Here is a 26,000-nt window from a genome sequence, read left to right as displayed (position 1 = left end):
AGATCCGCTGCGGGGCAGAAGGTTAGCGGCCAGATGATAGCCTTCCAGCGGACTTCAGATGGGCCTGAGATTGCTGGCATTCGTCGGCAGATTGCGTCATCAGTCGATCTCGACATTCCGACTGGACGCTATGCCCTACTTACAGGCGATCCGCTTGCGAAGAAGCCGGCAATTGATCTTTTAGCCGGGCTCAGGCCGCCGCAGATGGGGAGGGTGAGTTTCATCGGCTTAACATCGTGGCCGATTGGTCGCCCAGCATTTTTGCGCGGCAACGTCACCGGCCGACATGTGATCGCCCTGATATGCAGGCTTTACGGTCTGGACATGCATGTATCGAATGCGGCAATCGAAATGATTGTTACCGACCCCAGGCATATCGACGGCAAAGTGGACCACTGGCCGGCGCAATTTCGTTATGAATTCGGACTAGCCGCCGCGCTATTGCCGCCGTTTGATATGTATATAGTCGAGGGCGTATTCCCGTTTCTTAAAGACCGCTTTAGCTATCTGTGGAACACCCTATTTGAGCGGCAGTCGAGCGGGAAGATGCTAATCGCCGGGAGCAATCGTGTCGCTGATCTGAACAGATACTGCGATAGGGCTATTATCGTTAACAGGGGACGAGTGGCAATTGCGAATGATCTCAAAAAGGCCCTTGATCGGTATCCGCCTCGTGCTGCCTCTTACGATGTTCAGAAGGAGTTCGACAACGAACTTACCGACGACCTTCTCTGATGCGGATTCTCCGACCTTCCCAGTCTTGCCCGTAGGGAGAGACGAGCAGCGTCGATTTGTCGAATTGCGCCGCTTAACGCGCGCTCGGTCAAAATGGGGGGTCTGGGCGGCAGTTCTCTGCGTAGTTGCTCCTATTTTGACGACATCAATCTTCGTCTTCTTGTTCGCCACCCCAATGTATACGACGGAGGTGAGGTTCGCGATCCGCGGGGGGGCGGATGCTCAGGTGACGACGCCTGTCAACACATTGTTCTCGTCAGGCAGCGGCCCGATGGAGGGATATGTCGATGGATATGCGGCTCGGGACTTTCTGGTTTCGCGCGAGGCTTTGGCAAGGCTCCAGCAACGGGTTGACGTGCGCAAACTATTTATCAGACCCAATTCCGATCCTCTGGTGCGGCTGCCTCAGAATGCGAATGACGATCAGCTTTTTGATGCCTATAGCGCGCGCGTAGCCGCGCGTTTCAATATACTGGAACAAATTGTCGTCCTGAATGTCAGCTCTTTTAAGCCGGAGGACTCGGTGCTCTTAGCCTCCACTCTCGTTCGCATGACCGAGGAGTTTGCGGATCAAATGAACCAGCGCGCTCGTGCCGATGCTTTACGGTTCAGCGAGCAAGAATTGGCCGGTGCAGAGAAGCGCGCGACAGAAGCCCGACAGGAGATGGCTAAATGGCGGAGTGATACCGGGATCGTCGATCCGACGGCCGACGTGACAATGCTCGACGGATTGATTGGTCAAATGGAATCACAGCTTACAGCTGCTGAAAACGAGCTGGCCAATATCGACGCGACCGGCGCAAGCGATCACCCCAGGCGCCGACCTCTCCTCACCGAAATTAAGACTCTTACCGAACGAATCGCGGACATGCGAAAGCGCAGGGGTGGGCCCAGTGGATCGACGGCAGACCTGATCTCCCGTTATGAAGGTTTGAATGCTGCCTTGGGATATTCCGAAAGCAATTTGACATCGGCCCGCCAGGCTCTCGACTACGCTCGGCAAGCCGCTCTCCGCCAGCAAAAATACGTCATTGTGATTGCCGATCCCAGGGCGGACGGGAGACCGACCTATCCCAACCCGTTCACCAGTCTGCTGGCCGCATCGATCATTGGTGTCGGCCTCGCGTTTTTCGGCTCTTTGATCGTAAGTATGGTTCGGTCAAGATTCGCTGCGTGACATTAGCGGATTGATAGCAGTCAAATTGGCGCGAAGTGTCGCTCCAGCGCGGACAGAGTCATGCAACATCCGGGCGCCAACATAACTGCTTAGGTTTCAACCAGCTTGACCGTAGCTCCCGACAGCCGGTCCCGAGTGCCTTCTTCTACATTTACCTCCGTCTGCTCCACAAGGATCCACGCTATGGAAAGCCCAACGGTATGGCAGGCTGGGGCCGGGGAAATTTACAAGTGATGACAAGAAGAAAACACATGTTGTTGCTGTTGCCTGGGCTGTTGATGGGCTGCGCTAATTTGCCGGCGTCAGGGCCAACAGCCACCGCAGTAATTAATGCGCAGGGTCAAGGCGCCGATTCTGCGCCCTATGAGGTGGTCGATATCACTGATGCCACCCTGGCTGCGCTGCGCAACTGCCCATCCGGTGATCTTGCCAGTCAATTCTCCCGTCATCGGCCCGCGCCTTCACAGGAACTCACGGTCGGAGACCAGATTGTTGTAACGATCTTCGAAGCGGCCTCCGGCGGGCTATTTTCCGGATCATCAGCTCAAGGCGCGGCCACGGGAAGTTCGCATAACATTTCGCTTCCACAGCAAACTGTAGACCGTGATGGATCAATCAGTGTGCCCTACGCAGGCCGTATCATTGCTGCAGGCCGCACACCTAATTCCCTGGCGAAGGCGATAGAGGCGCGGCTCGCAAATAAAGCCGTTGAGCCACAGGTCATCGTCTCAACGCTGGGCAGCGCGGCTACCGCAACGGTCTCAGGCGACGCGACTGGATCGGCGCGGGTCCCGCTTTCTCTGAAAGGTGACCGTCTACTAGACGTTATCGCCCAATCTGGAGGCGTTAGGACGATGCCACAGGAGACCAAGGTTCGCCTCACGCGCGGCACGCTCAGCGAAGTCACTCTTCTAGACACGATCCTTAAAAATCCAACACAAAACGTCTTTGTATATCCGGGTGACAATATCTACGTTTATCGAGACCCGCCGATCTTCGTAGCGCTTGGTGCCGTTACGGCGCAAAAAGATTACCCAATCGACAAAGAACCCATGTCGTTGCTCCAAGCAATCGCCAGAGCGGGCGGGCTTCAAGACGCGCAAGCAGATACCAGTGCTATATTTCTTTTTCGCCGCGAGTCTGCAAGCTTAGTTCGGGCTATAAGGCCACACTCAAAGCATCTTGCTGGCTCTGAAACCGTCCCAGTCATCTATCGACTGCGGCTCGATAAAGCAAATAACTACTTTTACGCGCAGCAACTTGCCATTCGCGATAAAGACATAATATACGTCGCAAACTCGCCTGTAGTCCAATTCAACAAATTTATAAGTATGATCCGGGGTGTTACGTCGACAGCTGGCTCGTTGCGCGGTGTCACTTTCGCCAACTGAAAGCTCGTCACCTACGGCCTGCTGTGTCGTTGGGCGAACAAAAATCATCAGCTTGAATGACCTTGGTGAGGAACCAAGACATCGCGATAGAAACCTTATCGTTTACACGGGGATATGGCATGCTTCTGGATGTAGTCGACCGATTTCTATCAATGGCTTCTCGTTATCCCGAGCGTCTGGCTATAGACGTTGGCGCGCGCCAATTTTCCTACGCTTGGCTTGAGGAACGAGTCCGAATCTACGCCGAAATTTTTTCGTCGTTCGAACAGCCCAGAATTGCGATAGCGCTCCCTCAGGAAGCCGATGCCTATGCATGCATCCTGGCGGCCGGATTAGCTGGGGGCTTTCACACGCCGCTGAACACAGCTGCACCAATACAAAAGCTTCGGCGAATCCTGCATCGGTTGCAACCCAATATAGTAGTCGCCAAGCCAAAGTTGGCGGCGGAAATTGCCGATGCGGTTCCGAACTTGAAGGTCGTGGATCCAGACTCCATCAACACAGATCGCTGCTTCTTGGGTAAAGGAACGCGTCATCATCTAGCTTATGTCATGTTCACCTCCGGATCTACAGGCGATCCAAAGGGGGTAATGGTCTCGCGTGCCGCTTTAGCTAACTACGTTGATTGGCTGGAAAGCCTAAGTATTACTCCGCAAGACCGTATTTCTCAACAGCCCAACTTAGCTTTCGATATCAGCATGACCGATATATTCGGGGCATTATGTCATGGCGCTTCCCTTCACCCCTTGCGTGATGAGGGCGACAGAATGCTGCCGGCCGAATTTATTGCGAGACAAGGTATCACGATCTGGAACTCGACGCCCAGCGCGGTTAGTTTAATGATGCGCGCACGGCAAGTGACAGCGAACAATCTCGGGAGTGTACGGCTTTTTAATTTCTGCGGCGAACCGCTCGTTAGACAGCAGCTGGACGCCATTTTTGCCGCGGTGCCAGAGGCCCTTGCCCAAAACACCTATGGCCCCACAGAAGCTACAATCTCAGTGACTGAGCAAGTCCTGACGCCCGACAACTACGCGTCCTACTGCCACACATCCGCTGCCCTCGGTCGCTCCATACAAGGGATGAAGATTTCGCTTGTCGGCGGCAGTTCTGCCAACGAAGGCCAGATTGTGATTAGCGGTCCTCAACTTGCCGAGGGCTACTGGAACGATCCGGAAAAGAGCGAGCAGCAGTTTCGCGAACTAGACGAATTGTCGGGTGAACGCGGGTATTTAACGGGTGACTGGGCGGAAATCCGCGGCGACCGCTTGTTCTTCAAAGAGCGAATTGACTTCCAGGTGAAGGTAAAGGGGTACCGGATCGAACTCGATGAGGTCGTTTCCGCCATTCGGCAATGCGGGTGGCCTGTGGCAATCGTATTTAAGCGAGGCGATGGACTGGCGGCCGTGGTGGAATCTAATGGCCTAGGATTGCTTGACGAGCGAAAGCTGAAGGTAGCCTTGTCAGAAATTGTCGAAGCCCATGCTGTACCGACATGGATCCTGGAGATCCCGAGAGCACCGCGCAGCGAGAATGACAAGCTTGACCGCACAGCCGCTGCGGCTTGGTTCGAGGATAATCTTGTTATGAAGAAGGAGCGCACATGATGGACGACAGCAGCCTGTTCCAAAAAGTCGTAGATATTATTAACGGCGAGTTCCCTGACAATGACACGGAAATTGCACGCGAGACCGTCGCGGAGGATGTAGTTGGCTGGGACAGTATGGCGCACGTTAGCCTCATTGCAATGATTGAAGAGGCATTCGACGTTCGTTTCAGCGGCGCGGAGATTGTTAATTTTGAAAATGTCGGAGGTCTTTCCGACGTTCTCAAAGAGAAACTATTGAATAAGTAGCTTGGATACTTATTCAATTATGCGGCAATAGAAGTTTATATGCTATGAGACGAGGGCGACGGTGGATCATTTGTTCAGGCGATTAACTAAGCGGGAAATTGAGAACGATTTTTCGGAAGACGGAAAGGCGTTTTTGGGCGACCTCGTATTTCAAGCGTTGCCCGAGTTGTATGACAGGGTTCCGATCGATCGACGGAAGCTCAACCTCATTCTAGCCGATCAGATCGATTCTCCGTCGACCGAACTTTCCGAAACCTGGGCCCTTTGGGAAGGAGGCTCGGTTTTGGGTCTTCTGTCAGTCATCAACGCGGGCGAACTGGATTTGTGCCAGCGGACAGGAATGTTGGACATCGTTCGGCACCTGGATCGGGACGCGAGGAAGGATTTTAAAAGAACCCTCGAAGGCCATGGCTCAAACGTTGAGCCTCTTGCATCACAGGCAGGGAAGTATCTTCCTCGCATGGCCGTGGCCGAATCGGCCCGGGGGAAAGGAGTGGCGCGGCGATTGATGCATCATGTGATTGACCGTTATGCGAATACTCCCATATGCTTACACGTAGCAGCTTCAAATGCGATCGTCATAAAGCTGCATATGTCTCTGGGATTTCAGAGCCAATCCGATACAGAGTGTCCGATTCGCGTGCTAGTCCGCAATCCACAATAATCCAGAATAAAGCCTTCCATTCACCTTTGGCGAAATGCGCAGATGCAGTTCGCCGGGTCGGTTGGCGGGCTAAGCAGACGTCACGGGCGAATTGGCGGTGGACTGCCAACCAGGGTGATTGACGCCGATGAAAGGAACTATAGCATTGGATAACATTCGCCCACTGTCGTTTGGCGGTTGCCTCCTGAATAACCTGATTTCTGCTCTGCATCAGAACAATAAATTAGGAGGCATATACAAGGAAATGGGCTTCCTCAGGACGCCGTTCTCCATTTCTGCCGCGAGCGCTGTCCAGCTCCTCGAGTTTTTAACCGGGAGCAAAACAATCCCGCAGCATGTCCGGCGGTTCTGCTATCTCGACAGCAGCCGAGAGCCTAATAAAGCCCAGATGGCGATCCCATATACAGCAGACATCATCATTGTTGAGATGAGTACATCTATCGATATTCTGTACGATGGATTTGTTGTAAATACAAATCGGTTTCAGGAAATTATCCTTCCTGAACTCGAACATCTCAATGTGCCCTCAAGAATAGTCGCTAAGTGGAGGTCTTCTCTCGTTAAACAGAACGAAAAGGATCGCGCCAAGTATGCGGCCCAGCTTCTCGAATTGGTTCCCGTAACGGAAGAGTTCGAATGGCTGCACGATTTGGTTGGAAGGACCACCACACGGCAATTGAACGTCGATGAAATGACCAACTACGTTGGACGTATTAGGGAAACGCTAGATGTCCCTCTTGCGATGGTCCATCACAATTTTAGGTACATGCCCGACGGAAGGCCTGTCTCCTGGCCAACTGAACTTAAGGATCAATCGATCGAGGTCGCACGTCGGCTAAAAGCGCATGAGATGGATTTTGCTCCTTTTGTAGCGCGCCATGGCGTGAAACGTGTTCTCGCCGATGATTGCCGCCATTGGAATCCTGCCTTTTTTCCCGAGATCGCCAACCATCTGTATAAATTCATTTGCAGGGTCGCCGGGAGAGGGACGCCGGACGACCTGATTGAGACGACGTTCGTTCCAACTGACCTCGAAAACGACGAACCAACACAGATCTCAAGTAAGCGTCTCAGAGAATCCAGCAACGTCGAAGGGCGCGAAGAGAAGAACTCGACGGTTGGTCCTGGGACGGCCCCTAAAGATGCCGGAGTGCTTCAGCGGGGGATAGAAAGTGGCATAGGAAGCGCAGGGGATCTCGTTTATCACCCGGGAACGGCGTCTCACTTCGATTTCGACCCTCGTGTGCTCAACATGATCGTTGTCGTCGGCCAGTCCTGGGCCTTGGGTGGCAATAACGATGAGGCAGGGGACGCGCCTTGTACCACCGCACCTCAACATCCTGGGCGCGCGTTGATGTTTGATGCCGGTTCTGCGCCTCGCGGGAGGCGCGTGTCTAAGCTGGTTGACCTGTTTGAACGGGCGACGGGTTCGACAAAGGAAACCCCCTGCGGCGGCTTGGCCGACTACTTTCTGAGAACCTGCGAAGCCCGGTTCGGAAGGAAGCCCACCGTGGTGTTTGCGTCTGTTGGCCGCGGGGGCACAACGCTGAGCGGGCTTAATCAAGGAAGCGCCGACGGCTTGCTTAGAGGATCTGCACAGCATCTGGAGGTCATGCGCTTGGTAGCGAAAGCAGTGGAATTCGCCAGTGCCGACGGCAAACGTGTCCGGATGCTAGCGATATGTCTCGCACACGGTGAGTCCGACGCCGGACGGGGAACGCCCGGTGACTCCTATCAGCGAGGGCTGATCCTGCTCAGGCAGCAATACGACGCCGATATTCGGCACCTCACCGGACAGGTGGATTCCGTCCCTATGCTCACATATCAAGCCAATCGGGGAGCATCGCGGCCGGGAATAATCGCCGAAAGTGTCTGGTCACAGCTTCGGGTGGCAAAAGCTGAGCCGCACATACGGTGTATTGGACCTGTTTACCATCATGAGCCTGAAAGTCGTTCGGAAGGTCGCTCGGCTCATTTGAAAGCGATTGGCTACCGCCGTATTGGCTTTCAATTCGGGCGTTATTTACTTGACGACCTCTTCGGACCTGGACTTGAACCGTTACGCGTCTGTCATGTTCGATTGCTACGAGCAAATGTGATCGGTCTTGAATATTCCAGAGCAATCACTTTGGAGCGAGACGATGAACGCGTTAACATATCAAGCTTAGGGGCCGGGATTGGTGTCGATGTAGTTGGAATGGGCTCGCCGAGCCCAGAGATAACTTCTTTGGCTATATCCGCTCGAGACGACAAACTTGTGGAAGTCCATTTGTCGGGCCCGTTAAGCCAGGGCGGATGCAGGCTTTTCATAGCTGCACGCATAACTGGCACCAATTGCGGCCGACACGAAGGAGCGCGGAGCGGCATTCGTGCGAAAGTTCCTTACTACATAGACCCGCACGACAATACTGAAATGTATGATTGGGCTTGCTCAGAGATCGTCGATTTTCCCTACCAATAAGTGAAAGTAGGTTTAGGTCACATGAAATCCAAGCCACGGAAATACCAGGCTAAAACTCAAATGAGGACCGTTGAAAACATGTTAGCCCCCACCAGTCCGTCGACCGATCCCGGTTTTTTTGAATGTGTCGCAAATGCCCATACGGAGTTGAAGATCTCCTGGAAATTGCGAGACTATATCCGCGTCGGAAACGCTGCAGCGACGCTTTTGGCACTGATCCCCGACAACCAGAATGCGCTGAAACTCCAGTTGAAGGCCGCCATTCGTAGAGGTGACGATACGGACCTTGTCGAAACTGCGCGCGCCGCAGTGGCCATTGCCGCGCCTGATGTTCAAGGTGCGGCTCAGCAGCTCGCCACGAAACGAAGGTGGGAGGATGCAGCCACTTTACTGCTAATTCTACCGGAAAACGCCGTCAAAACCGAACAGCGCGAAGCCTTATCACGCCGCATCGCCGCCCAATTGGCCGCCGAAGGCCTACAAGCAAAAAATGAAGGCAACGAAGAGAAAGCGGCCAGGCTTTGGCAGTTGGGGCTGCGCCTCAGTCCTGAAGATGCCAAGATAAAGCGAAGGCTGCGCCAAATCGTTCATTCCGCGGCCGTAAAAGCTGTTGAAGCCAACTTCGACGCGGATCCAAATAGCTATATTCGAACATGGCACGGCGTCCTGACACTCAGTCCCGATCACAGTACGGCTTTGAAAAGATTGGCGACAGCGTATGAAAAAGGCGGACATCACGAGGCCTCGCTGGAATTATGGGCCCGTTTGGTGCGCCTGACCCCTGAAAATCCGTCCGTGGTGCGTCGCGTGTTGCGGTTGGCGCTTTTGACTAGCCAGGAACTGGACGCCCTTGTGCTTTTGGCACGCGTGGGTGCCTCGGTGCCCGATGATAAGATCGGTGAAGCAACCCGGCGTGCTGTGTTCTATCAGCTCAGGGACTTCCTGCGCGCGCACAACTATCTTTTGGCGGCTCATCGGTTTTCCGTCCTCAAGAAATCCTCGTTGGACTTGTCCAAATACGATGACATTCAGGAACGGGTCTACCGTGGTGCCATCCGCGATTACAAACGCTTAATGAAGGAGGGAAACGTAAAGGAAGCTACCCAGTTGGCGGAACTGATGCTGGATATCGATGGGAACAATCAATTTGCGTTGACTAATCTCGCCCAATATTCCTTCAAGGTGACCAATTTCGAACAAGCAACGTCTTACTATGAGCGGTTGGCATCGGTGGACGGATCTAATGTAAAGGCATGGATCGGATTAGCTCGCAGCCTTAAAAAACTTGGCGATCATGCGGGGGCTGTTGCAGCCGCGAGGAAGTGTCTCTCCGTGGAGCCTGGAAATCAGATTGCAGAGCAAATCGTCACCGCTTTGGCAACAGCGGCTTAAAGGCCCGACGGACTGCGCTCATCTACTTGTGCATGCCGTCACGCAAAATCGGGTCGGAGGGATTTCAACATGGCAGGATCGAAAGATCATGGGGCTCGTCAAAGCGGCCGTACGCTCAATAGTCTGTTTGGCGAAGGCCTCGGAACGAAGTCGGTTTCGCGCTTGATCGACGAGAATCTCCCGCCGCTGACCGAAGGCGCCAAGAATGAGGAGCCTCTAAAGACAGCGCAGACAGCTGCGCTGTCTTTAGCAGAACGACAAGCTTATGAAGTGCGGATTGAGTCCGCTAGCCGGAAAGAAGCCATCGACCACGAGCGTATCCGGGAACTCCAGGCCGATATCCATGCGCTGAAAATCGAAATCTCGAGAAGCGATGTCTCCGTGCGAGCGAGCCAGATTGAGAAGGAACTGGAATCCTATAAACAGGCAAAGAGGAATGTCGACGTTCTCAATCTCGACCTATTGGCCCAGATCAAAACGGCGACAAATAAGCTCGAAACGCTCCGCAACAGCCCAATTTTCGCCCTAGGCCAAGAGATCTTGGCGGTCAAAAGCGACTGGAGACGCGTTTTTTCCTTTCCGGCCAAATTCCGTGCCGCCCAAGAACAAGCGATGAAGGATAAGGCGGATGCGCCACCCGAGCTTGGTGTCGATCTTTTAGCAGCCGAGGCTCTCCAGCATGCCGAACGGGCGCTGGCCATCGCCGAACTAGATGGTTGGCTTGCCGCCGAGCATTGGGTTCGCGATCAAAGGTTGCCTGCAGGTATTTTGTCGCGCGTGCTTTTGGAACTATCGCGTCGTGCTCGCTTCAGCGATATTCCCGCGGCCGTTGCTCTGGCCAAGGCCGCGCTGGCAGCTGATCCACAACAGTGGCGAGTTAAACATCTCGCGTTCGTTCTCGCAGACGTTGGCGTGGTCAAAGAGGCTGCCGAGGTGATGCGATCGGCGATAGCCACCGGTGTCAACTTCAACACAAGCGAACTTAGACGCTTCGAGGAGTTAAACGCCCTTGCTAGGCTCGAAACGACTGGGCTCTCTTTGCCGCAGCGCTGCGCTGGCCAAAAGGGCCGTTTCAACTCCATCATGCTCTATTGGCCGAAATCTCTCCCCGGCCACTGGTCCGCTTCCAGCTTGCGCGGACTTGCGTTGGCTAGTTCCTTTCAGACGGCCGGGAACGAAGTGAAGATAGTGACCGTCCCCGGCTACCCTTCAATCGACAAATCAGGCCGTATCGAACTTAGCAAGGAGACAGTGGCGGGTATTGCTCACTTCCGGCTCCCGGCCATCGAAATCGACGGCAGCATTCTCGACGCACACTCTTGGGATGCCAGCGAATTGCTAGCCGAGAGGATCGCTGCAGCGAACGCCGGGGCTGTTGTCGCACCAAGCTCGATCGAGTTTGCCTACCCGGCGGCGATTGCAGCGCGCCTCAACGGATCTCGCCTCATTCTCGATTGCACGACTATGACACGAGCGAAGAGCAGCCCAGCCAGCGAGCGGGAAGCAATCCTTATTGGGCTGGAAAATGCTCTGTTGGCCGAGGCTGATACCCTCCTAGTGCGCGACGACTTCTTTTCCGACCGCTTAGCCGAAGTCGGCGTGGCTAATAAAGTTCTTCCGATTGGAGAAGCCGTTTTCCAGTTCAATGTCGACGACAATCGGCCCGACTGGTCGTCATCGCCTGTTCTCCAGGGCGGGTTTGTCATCGGATATATCGGTGATGCCTATGACGATGTGGACCTCGAAGCTTTTCCGGCAATCGTGGATGAACTGATCAAGCGCGGGCATCAAGTACGGCTCCTCATTTTTGGCGTCGGCACGCGCTTCCACCGGATTCGTGATCAGCTGGAAGCTCGAGGCCACGGCGATCGATGCCTATTCCCTGGACGACCCCGCAACGGACATATCGCAGCTGCCTTTGCGGCGATTGATTTGATCGTCATCCCAGCCATGCCAGCTACACGTTATTGCGGGCGGTCACGCTTCGAAATAGCAGAAGCCTTGGCGCATGGGCGACCTGTACTTGCGGCAGGACCTGTCGCAAGCGCGATGCAGCCTAACCTAAAAACAATTGACGCTTTTGGAGAGGAAATGGTCGCGGCGATGGTTGACGCCGTCTCGACCTTCATCCTGCAGCCGGCTAGCTTGGAACAACTTACGCAAGCTGCATGTGAGGCAGCCTACGGCATGACCGTGACAGCGGCCGCAAAACGCTTAGTAGAGAAAGCGGATGATTGCAGCATAGAGGCCGGCGGCAGGGTGGAAGACTCCTTACGGGAGTCTGCGACGCGCCGACAATTTTCCAAAGGAGACCTCGACCGCGTCGAGCCACGAGCACAAGGTCAGTGCCAAGTGGAGGGAGATACGCTGCTGGCTGTCGAGCAAGGCACGCCGGCGCTCGGCGAGGGAAGTGCAGTCCGAGTTCCTTCCGGAGTCGACACCACACGAATGCGGTAGGGCCGCATCCTGTCGCGCAACAGCCTTCGAAGCCTGCTGCGGCAGGCGCCAGGTCTTGGACTTGGCCTGTGTGCAGCTGACCTCGACCGTCCACGCTATCACCGCTCTACAGAATAATCTCGGCGGGTCAAACATCCTTCTCTGCGGCGCGCATGCGCGCTCACGGAAGGGCTGTCCGGTTCGCACTATTAGCAGACCATTAGAAACGTAATGGATTGGCCCAACATGTTGTCCACGGCTAAAATTTGGTGGGGGAGCGCTAAGAGAACCGAAAAGGCAAAGACTGTTGTTGTGCAATATGACGGCGATCCCGTGACAGCCGCAGTTCTTCAGGGAATACAAGAAACCCGAATTGCTCTTCGGCCTGATGCCCAGGCGATTGCCACCGCACAAAGTCGAGTCAGCTCGCTGCGAGAAATGGCCGAATTGCCTGACACCCTCTCCTATCTTCTTGGAGAGATCACGCGCTTCCCGAGTGACGAGAGGCTGCAACAGATGGCAGCGCGTGTACTCGAGAGGTTCCAAGACCCGCGTGCACTAGCGGTCTGGCGCGGCATTGATTCTCGATTTCCTAGATCGCGCCATGCCTACGTACGATTCCTGCGCTGGACCATACGACTGGGGGGGATCGATGCCGGACGCCAGATCCACGATGAACGCTACTCTGAAGAACCTAAGCAATCAGAAGACTTGTTCGTATTTGCGCGCGCTTTGATAGAGCTAAAAGATTTTGAAGACGCAGAGCAATCTCTTTCGAAAGTAGCTGATTTAGAGGATGCTTCAGAGTCCATCACTCTGGAAGTCGCGAAACTGTACTTGTCGATGAGCCAACCAATGCGAGCACGAGAGATAATTAGCGCATGTCAATACCGCTTCGGTCTCACAGAAAAAAATATAAGTATCGCCGCACAGGTAGACGCAAATGTATCTGCTCTAGAAAGAGCGATAGAAGGCAACAACGTCACCGAAGTTGACCCTCAGGAGTTTCTCTTAAATCACGTCTTCAAAGAGGCAAACCGTCTTCGATCCACGCCAGCGGCAAGCAACAAGGGGTTTTTGGGTCACCTAATACTGGTTAATGGCGGCCTTGGCTCCGGAGGTGCGGAGCGTCAATTGACCAATACAGCGCTTTCGATCAAATCGGCCATGAATGCGGGGCGCTCAATCGACGGGCACGATGTACTCGGTCCTGTTCAATTTCTATGTCGATCCCTCAATTCGCGTTCAGGCTCGGATTTCTTTGCTCCGCAGTTCTCCCATGCAGGATTTAACGTTCACGAATATGTGGGATTCGAAAAATTTGCTGGCCGGCCGGGATGGTCATGCTTGCGGAGCATAGTTCATTGCCTTCCCTATCTTCCGTTTCCTATGCGTGAGGGACTGGCTCAGGCGGCGGATGTCCTGCGTCAGGCATCGCCGGATGTCATTCACATCTGGCAGGACGGTTCTGTCTTGGCCTTGGGGCTAGCAGCGCTTTTCGCGAACGTACCTCGCATAGTGCTGGGTGTGCGTACTTTGCCGCCTGTCGACCGAGCCGAACGAAACAAACCTGAATATAAGACAGTTTACCGATTACTATTATCCGCACCGGGTGTTGTGATTGTCTCTAATTCCTTCGCCGCCGCCAAGCGTTATGAAGAGTGGCTCGATCTACCCAGCGGAACCGTGCGCGTAATCCCGAACGGTCTAGAGCCGTTGTCTTTGGAAGCTGAGGAGCCAACTTTGGCGATGGCGCGGGCCTTTGATCAAAATAGCCCCCGCAGCCTTTTTACGGTGGGTTCAGCAATGCGGTTTGACAACAATAAGCGGCCATTAGAGTGGCTCGATGCCGCAGCAGCCCTGGCCTCATCCCGCCCTGACGTGCGGTTCATAATGGTCGGGGACGGCCCACTCCGTAGCGCTGCAAGGGACCATGCTCAAGAACTAGGGATTGCAGATCGAGTTCTTTTCACTGGACGGTCGCAAAATGTGGGCTTTTGGCTTTCGCAGATGGATGTGTTCTTGTTGCTCTCGCGGCATGAGGGTTTGCCCAATGTCCTCATCGAGGCCCAATACTCCGGGCTGCCTGTGGTGTCGACGCCAGCAGGAGGTTCTGCGGAAACTTTTGAAAACGGAAAAACGGGAACGCTGCTACCCAGCATAGATCAGCTGAATCCGGAACAGATTGCAGGAGCGTTGAACTCCTGGAGCCGCCCTCTCGCTCAGCAGAACGTGCTGGCGCAGAAAATTCGTGAATACGCTACCGAGCGCTTTTCAATTGATAAGATGCTCGCACTAACTCTCGATGCCTACCTTAACTGAATAGGCCTCGGAATCCGGCAGGGCCCTGACGATGTGGCGTAGGCAAAAGGTGAGGCTGCCTACCCGAACCTTTTTAGGCGAATGCCGCACTCGTGGACACCTCTCGGTGTGACCCGAAACTGTATGCACCCAGACGAAGGGCATTATGACGATCCGCACGTCGAGGCAGTCAGATCTGGTTCATCTGCTAGCAGCGGGCACCACCTCCTTTTCTTTGCCGTGCGACTGAATATCGCTCACCCAATAGGGTGATGCGAGCTCCCCAGCATCCCGTAGAGATTTCCTACGGGCGGTCGCGGGCGTGGCCGATGACTTACGGTTTTTCCAACATATCAGAATTGTTGTCATCGCTTGTTGGCCAACTGGACATCATGCTTCCCAAGGACAGACAATGCTAGACGTGAATGCAGCGCTGTTAGGCGGGTCATCCCTCCAAAACGCCGAATATCTTCATGAAATCAAGCAATTGATGCAGGAAACTGGAACCGCCACGGGTGCGCGGCGCGTGGAGCCTCGCCTTCGGGAACTGGTATCCGTTTATCCGCTGGAATTCGATGTCAACTACAACCACGTGCTCGCCTTGGAATTGTGTCGCACAAGGCATGATATGCTCTTTTTGTGGCTCCAATTGCATGAGAGGTTTCCCAAAGAACTCAAACCTTTGCGATACATCGTTCGGTGGTTCTACCGAGAAAAGCGATTGGACGAGGCTTGCGATTTCATCGAAGCTGTCCTGCCATCTGTGCCGGAAGCGGCGGATGAGTTGTTGGAAAAGGGAGAACTGTACTGCGAACTGCGTAAAAACGATGCCGCCGAATCCTTGTTTACTCGGCTTATAGAGCGATTTCCTGAGGATACGCGCGGAAGGATATGTTATGCGCGGCGCCTTAAAGAGTGGGGCAACAGCTTCGCGGCGTTGTCAGTTTTGGACGGCCTTAACCCCGCTACAGTGGGGTCGCACGCCTCCGGGCAGTTCATTAAGGACTTGCGCGACGGCATGGCTGTCCTTGCTAAACGCTACGACGACGAGACGTTGCAGTCCCGGGACACGTCGGGGTTAGCGCTTGCCCTTGTGATCGAGAAGTACGCGTCCAGGCGCGAGGAGCCGCCCGCAACGAACAGATTGGGTAAAGTCTCCCTTATTACGGGGAGCTTGGCTGCGGGAGGCGCCGAACGCCAGATAGCGCGCGTCGGCATTCGTTTGACCGATGCTTTCCGGAACAAAAGACCGCTCGCGGGGGTCGTATTGACCGAGCCGTGCCATGTTGTGCTCAAATCGCTTAAGAGTGCGGAGGGGTATGACTTCTTTCTGCCAGCTGTGCGTCGCAACGAGGTGGAGACACGGGAGATCGATGATTTTCTAGCAATAAGAAATCAGGACCTTGCGTTGTGCGATCCCGAAGTATCAATGCTTCTGCCGATGCTCCCTAAGGCTGCCGTGTACGGCATCCGAAGAATGGTAAATTATTTTCGAGATGAGAAGATCGAAGTCGCCTTTATCTGGCAGGATGGGGCGGTCCTGTTTGCCGCTTTAGCAGCGCTGATAGCGGGTGTGCCGCGGATCGTAATTTCTGTTCGCGGCTTGCCACCTTCACTGCGGGTACACCTGTTCCATCCTGCTTATCGCGATATGTACCGGGCACTCGCAGTTACACCTGGCGTGCGGTTTTCCTCCAATAGCGAGGCGGCAGTTCAGGCCTATATCGACTGGCTCAAAGTTGACAACTTGAATTTTAGCATAGTGCACAATGGCGTTTTGGTTCCCTCGCTTCCGGATGCTGACAGAGACGTAGAATTGTGGGAGGGACTGCAATTGTCGAACGCCGATGCGACTGTCACGATAGGCAGCGTCTTTCGTTTCGATACCGATAAGCGGCCTTCTCTCTGGATAGATTTCGCGCATGCTTACCTGCAGCGCCACCCAAAGACGAATATTGTACTTGTCGGCGGTGGGCGCATGCTTAAGGAGGCAAAAGAGAAGGCCGCCCGCCTCGGCATTGCCGATCGCCTGCTATTCACTGGTTTGTCCGACAACGTCGGTTTCTGGTTACGCAAAATGGATGCATTCGTGCTGCTTTCCCGGTTTGAGGGCTTGCCCAATGCTCTTATCGAAGCGCAGCTATGCGGTGTTCCGGTTGTCACCACCCCTGCTGGCGGCGCGGCCGACACGGTAGTGGAGGGTGTCACGGGCTGCGTCCTATCCACAGTAGAACACGTGGATATGGAGGAATGCTGTGACAAGGTAGACGAGGTTCTTGCATTCAAACAGGCCGACTCGCAGACATCAGCCAAAATTCGCCTGATTGCCGAGGAGCGGTTCTCGACTGAAGCCATGGTACTTCGTACTGTCCGATTGCTCGCAGGAGACTGCGAAGGTGACGCGCTATGACTGTCGAGATCAGCCAAAACGCGAGAGCCGTCGCTGCGGCATCAGTCGGCATTTTGCGCGCCGGCCAGTCAGGCAATATCGAAGAAGCGATCAACCTTGCTCTTGCCCACATGTCTTACGCTGCGGAGTTTCCAAGACTTGCGCAAGTGTCGCTGCAAGCGTTTTTGAGGGGGAAACGCAACGATGCCGCAACGCGACTGGTCGACAACGTGGTCGCGAAGGGCAAGGCATCGCCTGAAGTTGCCGTGTTGGCCATTCGCCATTTGCTTAGCTCTGATCGGGCAGACGACGCCTACGCCTTTGCCCGCACCCTTCTGAAGGTTAACGGAAACGTTGAACCTCGTCTTGCCGAAGCGGCAGCTCGCGCTGCTCTCGCTAGCCATAGACCAATCTCAGAAGCATTGGGGATCCTCGAGATGGCTAAAGATTTTGCGAAGGACGACGGCATATTTCTCCGCGCCTACGGTGAACTTCTGCTGTCTGCCGGGCGGTACGCAGAGGCCGCCAATGTCCTCGCCCCCATCGTGTCGCAAAGGCCGAACACAACCAATACCCGGCTTCTGTTGGCTCGAGCTCTCAAGCATGCACATCGCCTTGAAGAGGCATGCACCGAGATGTTGGCTGTTATGGAGCTCGATCCTTCCGTAACAAACAGGCGCAGCGCAGTCGCTTTGCTGTTGCAGGTCGGGCGGGATGCTGAGGCAAAGGAACTGTATGATTCTATAGTGAGCGAACGGCAGAATAATTTAGGAAAGACGTTTTCTGAAGGCCTGGCAACGCTCCATACGCGTCTGGACAGCGTTAAACTGCCGCAAAAGCGGCTTGACTGGGCGTGGGAAATCGTCACCCGGAAGCTCGGATGCCCGCCGTCACACAACCGCGAGGACTGGGATCGGCGCGCAAAGTGGGGACATCTGCTAGACAAGCTTATTCAAGACTGGCTGGAATGCTGTATTGATAAAGCCGGAGAGATTGCCACCTATTTCAACGTCAGCGATGCCAATAGAAATGCTGTCATTGAGGCCAGTGACGAAGGCAAAGGGGTTTTACTAGTCAGCGCGCATATCGGCCCAATGTTTGCAGGCCCTATCGCCATCCACTCGTTCGGAAAGCCCTACAGGTGGCTGTCGTCGACACCAAGCATCTCGACCGCCAGCTTTACGGATAGCTTGATCTCCACGGCCGATCTAAATGAAGTCCAAGTGGCACAACGTGTCGTCGATTCATTGCGTTCTGGCTGTCTCGTCACCCTTGCCGCCGACGGAGCGATGTCACCCAATGCGCCGCGTATCACTTGGGAAGGCAGGTCTATAACATATTCCCCATTTTGCGCTATGCTCTCATACAAGACCAAGGTACCTACGATCTTCACCTCTCCAATATGGGTAGAAAATCAGTTTCGTTTTGTTGTCAAGAGGCTACCGGCCGCCGATACAGGCGAGGGGCTGAGACAGTTTTCAACACGCTGGCAGCAGGCCTTCTTTGAAGAAGTAAAGAATGTATTGTCCGCAGGGCCGGAAAATCTACGTCTCAATGGCGGAATCTGGCGCAACATATAATGGTACTCTCAGGTCAGCGCAGCCCTCCATGGGGCAGTGGGCGACGAGAGCACACAGTAAAGAGTAAAGGGTGTCCGCGATCGATCGTAGCTTGGTAGAATGGATGCAGAGAGCTCAACGTGGCAACTGTTGCATTCCTCAGCTCCATCGGCGGCCGCTGAAGATTCCAAGTTCCGGGGCATAGATCAGCGCTAATCGGACCCGGCGTGGTCGCCAGGCGGAGCTGTCCGCATGGATACGCCTCGCGCCGGATGCCAATCATTTTGTAGGCGATCGTGGTGGCAATTCACCTGAAGCCGCCGGCCTTTCAGGGCGGGGGAAAAGTCATACACATAGTCGATGTGGCCTTTACAAGAAGGAGGGTCGTGCTTGGCGAAATATCTCAATGTCTTAGTTGCCTCTTGCCGCCTGTTTGCGCTGTGGGCTTTTTTGATGCCTCAGGTCGCAATCTCAGCTCCTACACTCGATGAGTTTGCACAAGATCGAGCCATGTCGCTTGTAAATTCTGCTAAACTACAAGCGGCGAAAATGGAAGATGGCGATATTACTTGTCGTAAAAAGCCGACAAATGTCGAGAAAATTCCAGGGTTTGCAGGGGAAGCACAAACGAGCGGCGGACAGGGAGGAGTAGTTCTCGAGGTTAATTCCGATCAAGACAACGAACCCAGAACCAGATCGCTGCCCGGTACTCTTCGAGAGGCTGTCGAATATGGATATAAGCATCGAACTGCTACTCGCATCGTATTTTCTCCAAATCTGAAAGGCCACATGATTAGGCTCCAATCCGCTTTACGTCCAAGCGATAACACGACGATCGACGGAGTCTGTACCGGAGTGACACTTATTGCTGATGCGAATGTTGCACTTATAATTGTGGCTAACCGAACAAATATCATTATCTCTGGAATTACACTCAGAAAATATGCTTATACGGGTGAAAACAAAGGACGAGCAGATGGCAAGGACTTCCGGGATTGTATAACGGTTTCTGGCTCTGTCGATAGGCTGGCGTTCCTTTATAATGACTTTGAGGCATGCGGCGATGGCGAGCTCGATATTACGTCGGGCGTGGGTAAGCCCATGCCTGACGCTGGGGGGCGAATGACGATCGCATTCAACCGATTTGGACATCATGATAAAGCTATGCTCATGGGAACGGACGGATGCGGCAATGCAACGCCTGGTCCCGTTGACTGCCCCGACTATGCGAATGGCAGCTCTTTGCCGCTAGCGCCGCTCTATAAAGTGACGCTTTTTGCCAATTTCTTCGAATGGGCAGGGCAGAGACAGCCGCGGGTCTTCGGCCGTGTGTTGCTGGATGCTACCAACAATGTTTTTGCCTTCACCCCATTCGATCGGGGGAATGGAACTTCGGGCTCGACCTATGCTATTTTTGCAAGCAACGGCGCTTTGGTTTCAGCTCAGAACAATCTGTTCGTGGGTGTGCCATTTTCTGGTGATCCAGCCGAAGGCCTCACAACAACAACGTCGCCCGGTGTATCCATCTCCCTTCACGAGTCACAGGCCGCTATCCGGTCGCAAGGCAATTTAGCGTTTGGCCATGAAATTATTTCGGAAAACCGACCGGAGCTAGTGCCGCAAATCTCATATGTCGATCCCGCGGCACTCCAAAGGATCGATTTCAGGCTGCTCGGCGCCCGAGATGCTCTTGCCTGCCTAATCACACGGATAGGACCGAACGGGAAGTTGGAGTGGCCGTCGTCCTGTAAACGAGTTGCCAGGTAATAGATATTTGAACAGGGTACTTCCCTGAAATTCGCCAGTCTCAAAAGAAAGGTGCGAGAATCAAAAGCTCCGAATGAATGCATCTTCCGCCACGGTCAGTAGCGTCTTCCATATGGCGAAAGCATAGACGGAAAATGATGATGACGAATTCCCTGCCCAACACAGGGAATAAGAGGTTCGCAAACCCCTCCCCCCCCGGTAATGCGATTAAATGGAACCTCCTGCCGCCCACGCTAGGGTTCCGGCCTCTTTTATTGCTTAATGGTTTCCGCCAAACCAGTAACCCGCCCGACAAGATAATTCAGAACTGTATCGGCTGGCTGAGCGCACTTGGTCTGAAATTGCGGTTATTTAGTTCGGCCGCCCCGCGACGAGGCGCGATCAGTTTTTCTCCTCTTGATATCGTACCGAGGCTAGGTCGATCTCTCAGATGCAGCCTTGGGCAGCGATAGCGCAGTCCGCATTCAATGGAAACACCGCAATGTTTATTGATTACTATGAACTGTTAGAGATCAGCCCGAACGCCAACTCGGAAACGATCGAACGGATATTCCGCTATTTCGCAATGCGGTACCACCCAGACAACCAGGAGACAGGAAACGGGTCACGCTTCAGCGGCATCGTGGAAGCTCACGATACACTCAAGGATCCGGTTAAGCGTGCGCAGTACGACATTCGGTACAAGGATCACCTAAATCGCCGCCATCATTTGTCCGAAGTGGAGATGAGCACAGAGGGCGTCGAAAGGGACAGCAGCATTCAGATGAAGGTGCTGTCCCTACTTTATGTGAGACGCCGACAAGACGTAAACAATCCTGGCATAGGTGATCAAGAACTCGAGCGCTTATCTGGGTGTCCGCGTGAGCACCTTGAGTTCCACCTCTGGTATTTGAAGTCAAAAGGCTGGCTAGCAAAAACTGAGAATGGGATGCTTGCCATCACTGTGGAAGGCATAGATCGGGCAGACGGCGAACGCCGCACTGACGCTCCCCAAAATACCAAATTGTTGGATCACGCTCATGCTGGATGACCTGAGACGCTCGCGGGCTGGTCAGGGCCGAGGCCCCAAAACCAAAAAGCGCTTGATATGGACGGGCGGGGCTAGGAGGGGATCGCCTACACACAAATGCAGAGTGCTGCGAGCGCTCGGTGACTATTTAGGGATGGGGAGAGATGGTCGGCATTAGCAGGTTCGAGCGGGCGGCTATCATTCAGGGCGGTCGCCCAGGCTCCGAGCGCACCGTGCTCGATGTCAGCGAGGCCGCTGATATATTGCTCCGGGACATCCATTGTCAGACTGAGAAGCGCAAGGCAGCGGTTTCGCTGAAGGACAGCCGTATCAGCAAGATCAAGATCGACAAGGACTTAGTCGGTGGGCTTGCCAGTTCCGTAAAGGATCAGGCCCTCGTCAAGGCAGTTATCGATCTTGGGCAGACGCTAGGGATTGAGGTCGTGGGGGAGGGGGTCGAAACGGACGCGGATCGCATGATCCTGCGATCGCTTGGTTGCATCATCGCACAGGGATTTCTCTTCTCGGCAGCACTGCCGCCACGCGATGCGCTTGCCTTCGACGCAGACCATTTTGGCAACTTTGCCTCAGCAGAGTCTTTCTTCGATCCGGTGACGCTTTCGCTGCGCAATCCCTTAAGCGGCCGCGCCGCCTAGGAGTGTCCCGACAGGGAATTCGGCATCGGTCCGTTACTCCCGTCGGGAAGCGGTCGTTTCTGATCACGTCGCAGGATTCCGTGAAGGCGACATCCAACCGATAGCCTATAGGGGTGCATAGTCGGCGTTCTGGCTGATTGCCCTCGTGCCGCGTGGTTCTGGCGACCTGCTACCTCGGCGGCCTCATCAACGAGAGAACGGCCCTCGCATCGCTCGTCACGGCATGACGGTTGCCGCCTCTCCGCCCGATGCTTCGCGTGGGCCGATGACGCTTACCAGCGAATAGCGAAGGCGCAGCTGATCGCGATCTCGGCACTGCGGCGCGAGGAGAGCCGCGGCTCGCACAGGTCCGACTTCACGGTGCGTGGCGCGATGCTGCCGCCCTCCCATCGTGACTGACGCTGTCCAGCGCCTTTGAGAATGCCGTCGCGCTCAACTGGCAAGCAACCGAACGGAGCTTTTGATATGACATCCCTTGCACCACTTCCGCAGATCCTTATGGAGCCCATCGTCCGCAATGCCCTTCTGGAAGATCTGGGCAGAGCCGGTGACATCACGAGCGACGCGATCATCCCTGCCGATTGCAAGGCGACGTTTGAGCTGAACGCCCGGCAGGGCGGCGTTGTTGCCGGGCTCGACCTAGTGATGTTTGCCTTCCTTCTGGTCGATCCCGGAATCAACATACAGTTGCGGTGTGCCGAGGGCGGCAAGGTTTCGGCCAGCGAGACCATCGCGATCGTCAATGGGCCGGCACGCGGCCTGCTGACAGCGGAGCGGACCGCACTCAATTTTCTGTGCAAGCTGAGCGGCATTGCCACCGCTACAGCCGCTCTTGTCCACGCGGTGCGCGGTCATAAGGCAAAGATCATCTGCACGCGAAAGACGACGCCGGGTCTGCGTGCGTTAGAAAAATACGCCGTTCGCGCCGGTGGCGGCGCCAATCACCGCTTCGGACTCGACGACGCCGTGCTCATCAAGGACAACCACGTCGCCCTTGCCGGCGACATTCGCACCGCAATCGAGCGGGCGCGCGGCGCGGTCGGTCACATGGTCAAAATCGAGGTCGAGATCGACACGCTCGAACAGCTCGAGATGGCGCTCCAGGCGAAGGTCGACGCCGTGCTCCTCGACAACATGGCTGTCGATGAGCTTTCCCAGGCTGTGGCGATGGTCGGCGGCCGCGCGGTGACTGAAGCCTCCGGTCGCGTAACACGCGCGAATGTCGCGGCCATCGCGGCAACTGGCGTTGACCTTATCTCGGTCGGCTGGCTAACCCACAGCGCCCCCATCCTCGATATCGGCCTCGACATGCCGACCGACCGAAACTGCAACAGGCACCTGAACTAATGGAGATGACATATGAACCGGGATCGCAGGACCTTTGGCCGCAGACTGACTGACGCCAGCACACCTCCAGTTTCACCGACTGCCGACGCAAGCCTGCTCGCTGGAATGACGGACCAGGAACGAGCGAAGGACCGCGTGAAAGCACTGGGCCTCATTATCTGCCGCATGGACGAGATGCGCCAGTTGGCGGCCTCTCATGGGCTTGAACCCCTCGGTCATCTCCTGACCGTCGCCTTCACCGAATCCTGCGATGCGATCAGACGGGAGCGTTCCGCCGTCCAAGACCAAACGCCGGATGCAGCTGTTCGCGCCGATGATATCAGTTGAGCCGAACTCTGGAACAACCGGAGCTTTGGTTGCACAACACGCGAGCGGCTTTCACAAAGCTTCCCGTCCGGAGGCGTTTTCGGAAGCACCGGACCTGGTCGATGGCTTGAGTTGCGGCCTCGACCCCCGCCTGACTATTGCTTCTTCGCAAAGCCCATCGCCGGACTCCAGGACCCCTTGCGATTTCTTGCTTTTGCTGCGCCTATCTCCAAGTCACGACGTCAATCGGTTTGGCTATAAGCCTGCCTAATATGCAACTGGAACAAAGGAAGAAATGAATGGCGACTGGAACCGTCAAATGGTTCAACAGCACCAAGGGCTTCGGCTTCATCACGCCCGATGGCGGCGGCCAAGACGTGTTTGTTCACATTTCCGCCGTCGAGCGTGCGGGGCTTCCGACCCTCGCCGACGGCCAGAAGATCAATTACGAGATTGAACAGGACCGCCGCAGCGGCAAGTCTTCAGCAGGCAGTCTCAGCAAAGCAAGCTGACTTCGCCTCCGGAACAGGTCGGAGGGGCGGCGCGCAAGTGACGGATGTACCGACGGTCGCTCGACAAGCGCGTGCGCGAACATGGCTAAATCGAAAGGCGGCAGGATTGCTGCGCGCCTCCCGGGATTACATGTGAAGCCAGTTTGTTTGCGAGGGAAGGCGCGGCTTACCGCCTTCCCTTTTCATATTCGGCCTAGAGGGGCGGGTAACTGCTATGCCAGAACGACCGCGGCGATCAATCAGGCCGCGGCCTCCTTGCGGGTCCGCTTCGCAGGCGCTGCCTTTTCCAGTTCCTTGGGCTTCCGGCCGAGGCCCATCGTCTTGGCCAAGGCCGAACGTGCGGCTGCGTAGTTTGGCGCGACCATCGGATAGTCCGCCGGCAGACCCCATTTGGCACGGTAATCGTTCGGCGACAGTCCGTAGTCAGTCGACAGGTGGCGTTTCAGGGATTTGAACTTCTTCCCGTCTTCCAGGCAGATGATGAAGTCCGGCGTGACCGATTTCTTGATCGGCACGGCAGGATTGAGAGCCTCCGGCTTTGCAGACGCGACGCCACCGGCCGTGCCCTTCAGTGCTGCATGCACCTGGCCGATCAGGGCTGGGAGTTCACCGACCGGAACCGGATTGTTCGAGACATACGCCGAGACGACATCGGCGGTGAGTTCGATCAGGGCAGCAATGGTGTTGTTGGCTTCTTCTGTCACGGAAACACTCCTTATGGCATGATTAGCAGTCGGCGAAGTTTCACCCAATAGTGACACCCGCTGCCGAAAGCAATGATTGCCTCGGGAGCGACATGGGCGATGCTCGTCCAGTGGAAATGGAGCATGCCGTAATGAGACCGATGGGTAGCTTCAGCGAGTGGTCGGATTATCCATTGTAACACCTCGCAAGTGCTGCGTCCTTTTGCGGCGGTGGCCCGCGTTGTCCCGGGCAGAGTACCGCATCGTCAGCACGCGACGTTGTGGCCGACAATACGCTCTTCTCAAGGACGAGAGACTGCCGACATTGGCCAGGTCGCCGACGCGGCCACTTCTCGCGGAGCCAAGATGCGGGGTGTCTTCAATCCCAATGAGACCAATGAACTATCCCATCCCGCTCAATTGGAACTATGGGGGTTTCGCTCGCAGGTGACCCCTCAGAGGCTGCTCCCGCTCCGTGACGATAGATAAGGAAGGCAATGCTCAGGAAATATCCGAGTTGCAGAACCACGGCAGCCAGCGCGCCCCAAATTAACGAAAACCAGATTGAGCCAGTAACATGATAGCTCCAAATCAGAAAAACCGCCAGCGCCGCTGTCGCGCCAACCAGAAATCTTGGGAAATACACTATACGCCTCCAAACACCGCCTTTGTGTGTTTCCGGATACAAAAGCTTAAATCAACATTTCACGTTTTAGACTTTGTGGCAAGTGGATCTGACTCCATTTTTGTTGCGTTCCATACGTCGGAGCCGGCTATTTAATTTAGGCTTCGACATTTCGCACTAACGGCGAAGCTGTCCGAAGTTGACGCGAAAACGAGATGATAAGTGTTCTCTCCGACCCTATTCTGGCCGAGTCTGACCAATGTTCCATTGATCGCCTGTGGACGAGGACTTAACGCAAAAGGCGGCAGACGGCCATCGTGCGAGCCGACCTCGCATACTAACGGAGATGGGGCAATCGTTCCTCTGGGAAACTAGGGTCCAAGAAACATGTTAAGCGAGTCGAAAAATGGAAAAAAACCGGGCCTTGAGAGGCCCGGCCAAATACGAAGGTCGCAACCTTCGACGGGAACGCATCCACCGAGTGGAAGGTAAACACTCGATGCGTTGCTTTGTTAAGACATCATCGGCGACTATTCAAGATCGGAAAATCACGTCGGGCAAACATCATGCGACGGTGATCGTCTGCCGGCGAAGATACTCTTCGCTAATAGAGCGAACTGACTACTGGCGCGCCGATGTCATCTTCGTTGACAGCCTATTCAGCGCGGTCGGCAGAGAGCAGGGGGGTCGTGTCCCATCAGGTTCTCTAATCGCCTCTGTCAATGCGCTCCTTCC

Annotated in this window: 20 protein-coding genes and 1 pseudogene; 20 read left to right on the top strand and 1 reads right to left on the bottom strand. The window is 55.1% G+C overall.

What is annotated here, in order from left to right; genetic code table 11:
* Window positions 1-33: 33 nt before the first annotated feature.
* From C7I87_RS33055 to C7I87_RS32965, 19 genes and pseudogenes are all read left to right on the top strand, one after another.
* Window positions 34-735 carry a P-loop NTPase family protein gene (locus C7I87_RS33055; protein ID WP_149908146.1) on the top strand — a complete coding sequence of 234 codons (702 nt, stop codon included), beginning with the start codon at window positions 34-36 and terminating at the stop codon, window positions 733-735.
* 226 nt (window positions 736-961) lie between these two features.
* On the top strand, window positions 962-1,912 hold the full coding sequence (locus C7I87_RS33050; protein WP_149908145.1) for a KpsE/RkpR family capsule polysaccharide export protein: 951 nt from the start codon (window positions 962-964) through the stop codon (window positions 1,910-1,912).
* A 200-nt stretch (window positions 1,913-2,112) separates the two neighbouring features.
* Window positions 2,113-3,303 carry a polysaccharide biosynthesis/export family protein gene (locus C7I87_RS33045; RefSeq protein ID WP_149908144.1) on the top strand — a complete coding sequence of 397 codons (1,191 nt, stop codon included), beginning with the start codon at window positions 2,113-2,115 and terminating at the stop codon, window positions 3,301-3,303.
* A gap of 119 nt (window positions 3,304-3,422) precedes the next feature.
* Entirely contained in the window at window positions 3,423-4,910 is a 1,488-nt protein-coding gene (locus tag C7I87_RS33040; protein WP_188394099.1) for an AMP-binding protein, read from the top strand.
* Window positions 4,907-5,158 (top strand): acyl carrier protein, encoded by a 252-nt coding sequence (locus tag C7I87_RS33035; RefSeq protein WP_149908142.1) that lies wholly within the window; start codon window positions 4,907-4,909, stop codon window positions 5,156-5,158. The genes C7I87_RS33040 and C7I87_RS33035 overlap by 4 nt, the downstream gene beginning before the upstream one ends.
* A 61-nt stretch (window positions 5,159-5,219) precedes the next feature.
* The gene (locus tag C7I87_RS33030; protein WP_149908141.1) at window positions 5,220-5,822 is read left to right on the top strand and encodes a GNAT family N-acetyltransferase; all 603 of its coding nucleotides are present in this window, start codon (window positions 5,220-5,222) and stop codon (window positions 5,820-5,822) included.
* Window positions 5,823-5,949: 127 nt separating this feature from the next.
* Window positions 5,950-8,283 carry a hypothetical protein gene (locus tag C7I87_RS33025; RefSeq protein ID WP_149908140.1) on the top strand — a complete coding sequence of 778 codons (2,334 nt, stop codon included), beginning with the start codon at window positions 5,950-5,952 and terminating at the stop codon, window positions 8,281-8,283.
* A 21-nt stretch (window positions 8,284-8,304) separates the two neighbouring features.
* Window positions 8,305-9,675: a tetratricopeptide repeat protein gene (locus tag C7I87_RS33020; RefSeq protein WP_149908139.1), complete on the top strand. Its 1,371-nt coding sequence runs from the start codon at window positions 8,305-8,307 to the stop codon at window positions 9,673-9,675.
* Window positions 9,676-9,744: 69 nt separating this feature from the next.
* A complete protein-coding gene (locus C7I87_RS33015; RefSeq protein ID WP_149908138.1) occupies window positions 9,745-12,132 on the top strand; it encodes a glycosyltransferase in 2,388 nt (795 codons plus the stop codon).
* A 210-nt stretch (window positions 12,133-12,342) separates the two neighbouring features.
* The gene (locus C7I87_RS33010) at window positions 12,343-14,433 is read left to right on the top strand and encodes a glycosyltransferase (RefSeq protein WP_149908137.1); all 2,091 of its coding nucleotides are present in this window, start codon (window positions 12,343-12,345) and stop codon (window positions 14,431-14,433) included.
* A gap of 391 nt (window positions 14,434-14,824) precedes the next feature.
* Window positions 14,825-16,822, top strand: coding sequence for a glycosyltransferase (locus C7I87_RS33005; RefSeq protein WP_149908136.1), 1,998 nt, complete (start codon window positions 14,825-14,827; stop codon window positions 16,820-16,822).
* Window positions 16,819-18,381, top strand: a complete 1,563-nt coding sequence (locus tag C7I87_RS33000; RefSeq protein ID WP_149908135.1) for a tetratricopeptide repeat protein — start codon at window positions 16,819-16,821, stop codon at window positions 18,379-18,381. The genes C7I87_RS33005 and C7I87_RS33000 overlap by 4 nt, the downstream gene beginning before the upstream one ends.
* Before the next feature lie 369 nt (window positions 18,382-18,750).
* Entirely contained in the window at window positions 18,751-20,127 is a 1,377-nt protein-coding gene (locus tag C7I87_RS32995) for a hypothetical protein (protein WP_149908134.1), read from the top strand.
* Window positions 20,128-20,608: 481 nt separating this feature from the next.
* Window positions 20,609-21,157 carry a DnaJ domain-containing protein gene (locus C7I87_RS32990; RefSeq protein ID WP_149908133.1) on the top strand — a complete coding sequence of 183 codons (549 nt, stop codon included), beginning with the start codon at window positions 20,609-20,611 and terminating at the stop codon, window positions 21,155-21,157.
* 143 nt (window positions 21,158-21,300) lie between these two features.
* Entirely contained in the window at window positions 21,301-21,792 is a 492-nt protein-coding gene (locus C7I87_RS32985; RefSeq protein ID WP_149908132.1) for an EAL domain-containing protein, read from the top strand.
* 291 nt (window positions 21,793-22,083) lie between these two features.
* Window positions 22,084-22,256 (top strand): annotated as a pseudogene (locus C7I87_RS36295) (L-aspartate oxidase); the annotation flags it as partial.
* 1 nt (window position 22,257) lies between these two features.
* Window positions 22,258-23,139 carry a carboxylating nicotinate-nucleotide diphosphorylase gene (gene nadC / locus C7I87_RS32975; RefSeq protein WP_149908131.1) on the top strand — a complete coding sequence of 294 codons (882 nt, stop codon included), beginning with the start codon at window positions 22,258-22,260 and terminating at the stop codon, window positions 23,137-23,139.
* A 12-nt stretch (window positions 23,140-23,151) separates the two neighbouring features.
* Window positions 23,152-23,466 (top strand): hypothetical protein, encoded by a 315-nt coding sequence (locus C7I87_RS32970; RefSeq protein ID WP_149908130.1) that lies wholly within the window; start codon window positions 23,152-23,154, stop codon window positions 23,464-23,466.
* A gap of 278 nt (window positions 23,467-23,744) precedes the next feature.
* The gene (locus C7I87_RS32965; RefSeq protein ID WP_149908129.1) at window positions 23,745-23,957 is read left to right on the top strand and encodes a cold-shock protein; all 213 of its coding nucleotides are present in this window, start codon (window positions 23,745-23,747) and stop codon (window positions 23,955-23,957) included.
* Between the two features lie 239 nt (window positions 23,958-24,196).
* On the opposite strand, the gene C7I87_RS32960 is transcribed toward C7I87_RS32965, so the two are convergent.
* Window positions 24,197-24,661 carry a Ros/MucR family transcriptional regulator gene (locus tag C7I87_RS32960; protein WP_149908128.1) on the bottom strand — a complete coding sequence of 155 codons (465 nt, stop codon included), beginning with the start codon at window positions 24,659-24,661 and terminating at the stop codon, window positions 24,197-24,199.
* 1,010 nt (window positions 24,662-25,671) lie between these two features.
* On the opposite strand from C7I87_RS32960, the gene C7I87_RS35675 reads away from it, so the two are divergent.
* A partial coding sequence (locus tag C7I87_RS35675; protein WP_210250683.1) for a hypothetical protein occupies window positions 25,672-26,000 on the top strand: 329 nt, incomplete at its 3' end.

Origin of the sequence: Mesorhizobium sp. SARCC-RB16n, from assembly GCF_008520305.1 — a bacterium.
Lineage (GTDB): Bacteria > Pseudomonadota > Alphaproteobacteria > Rhizobiales > Rhizobiaceae > Mesorhizobium.
This window is presented reverse-complemented; position numbering and strand designations above follow the sequence as displayed.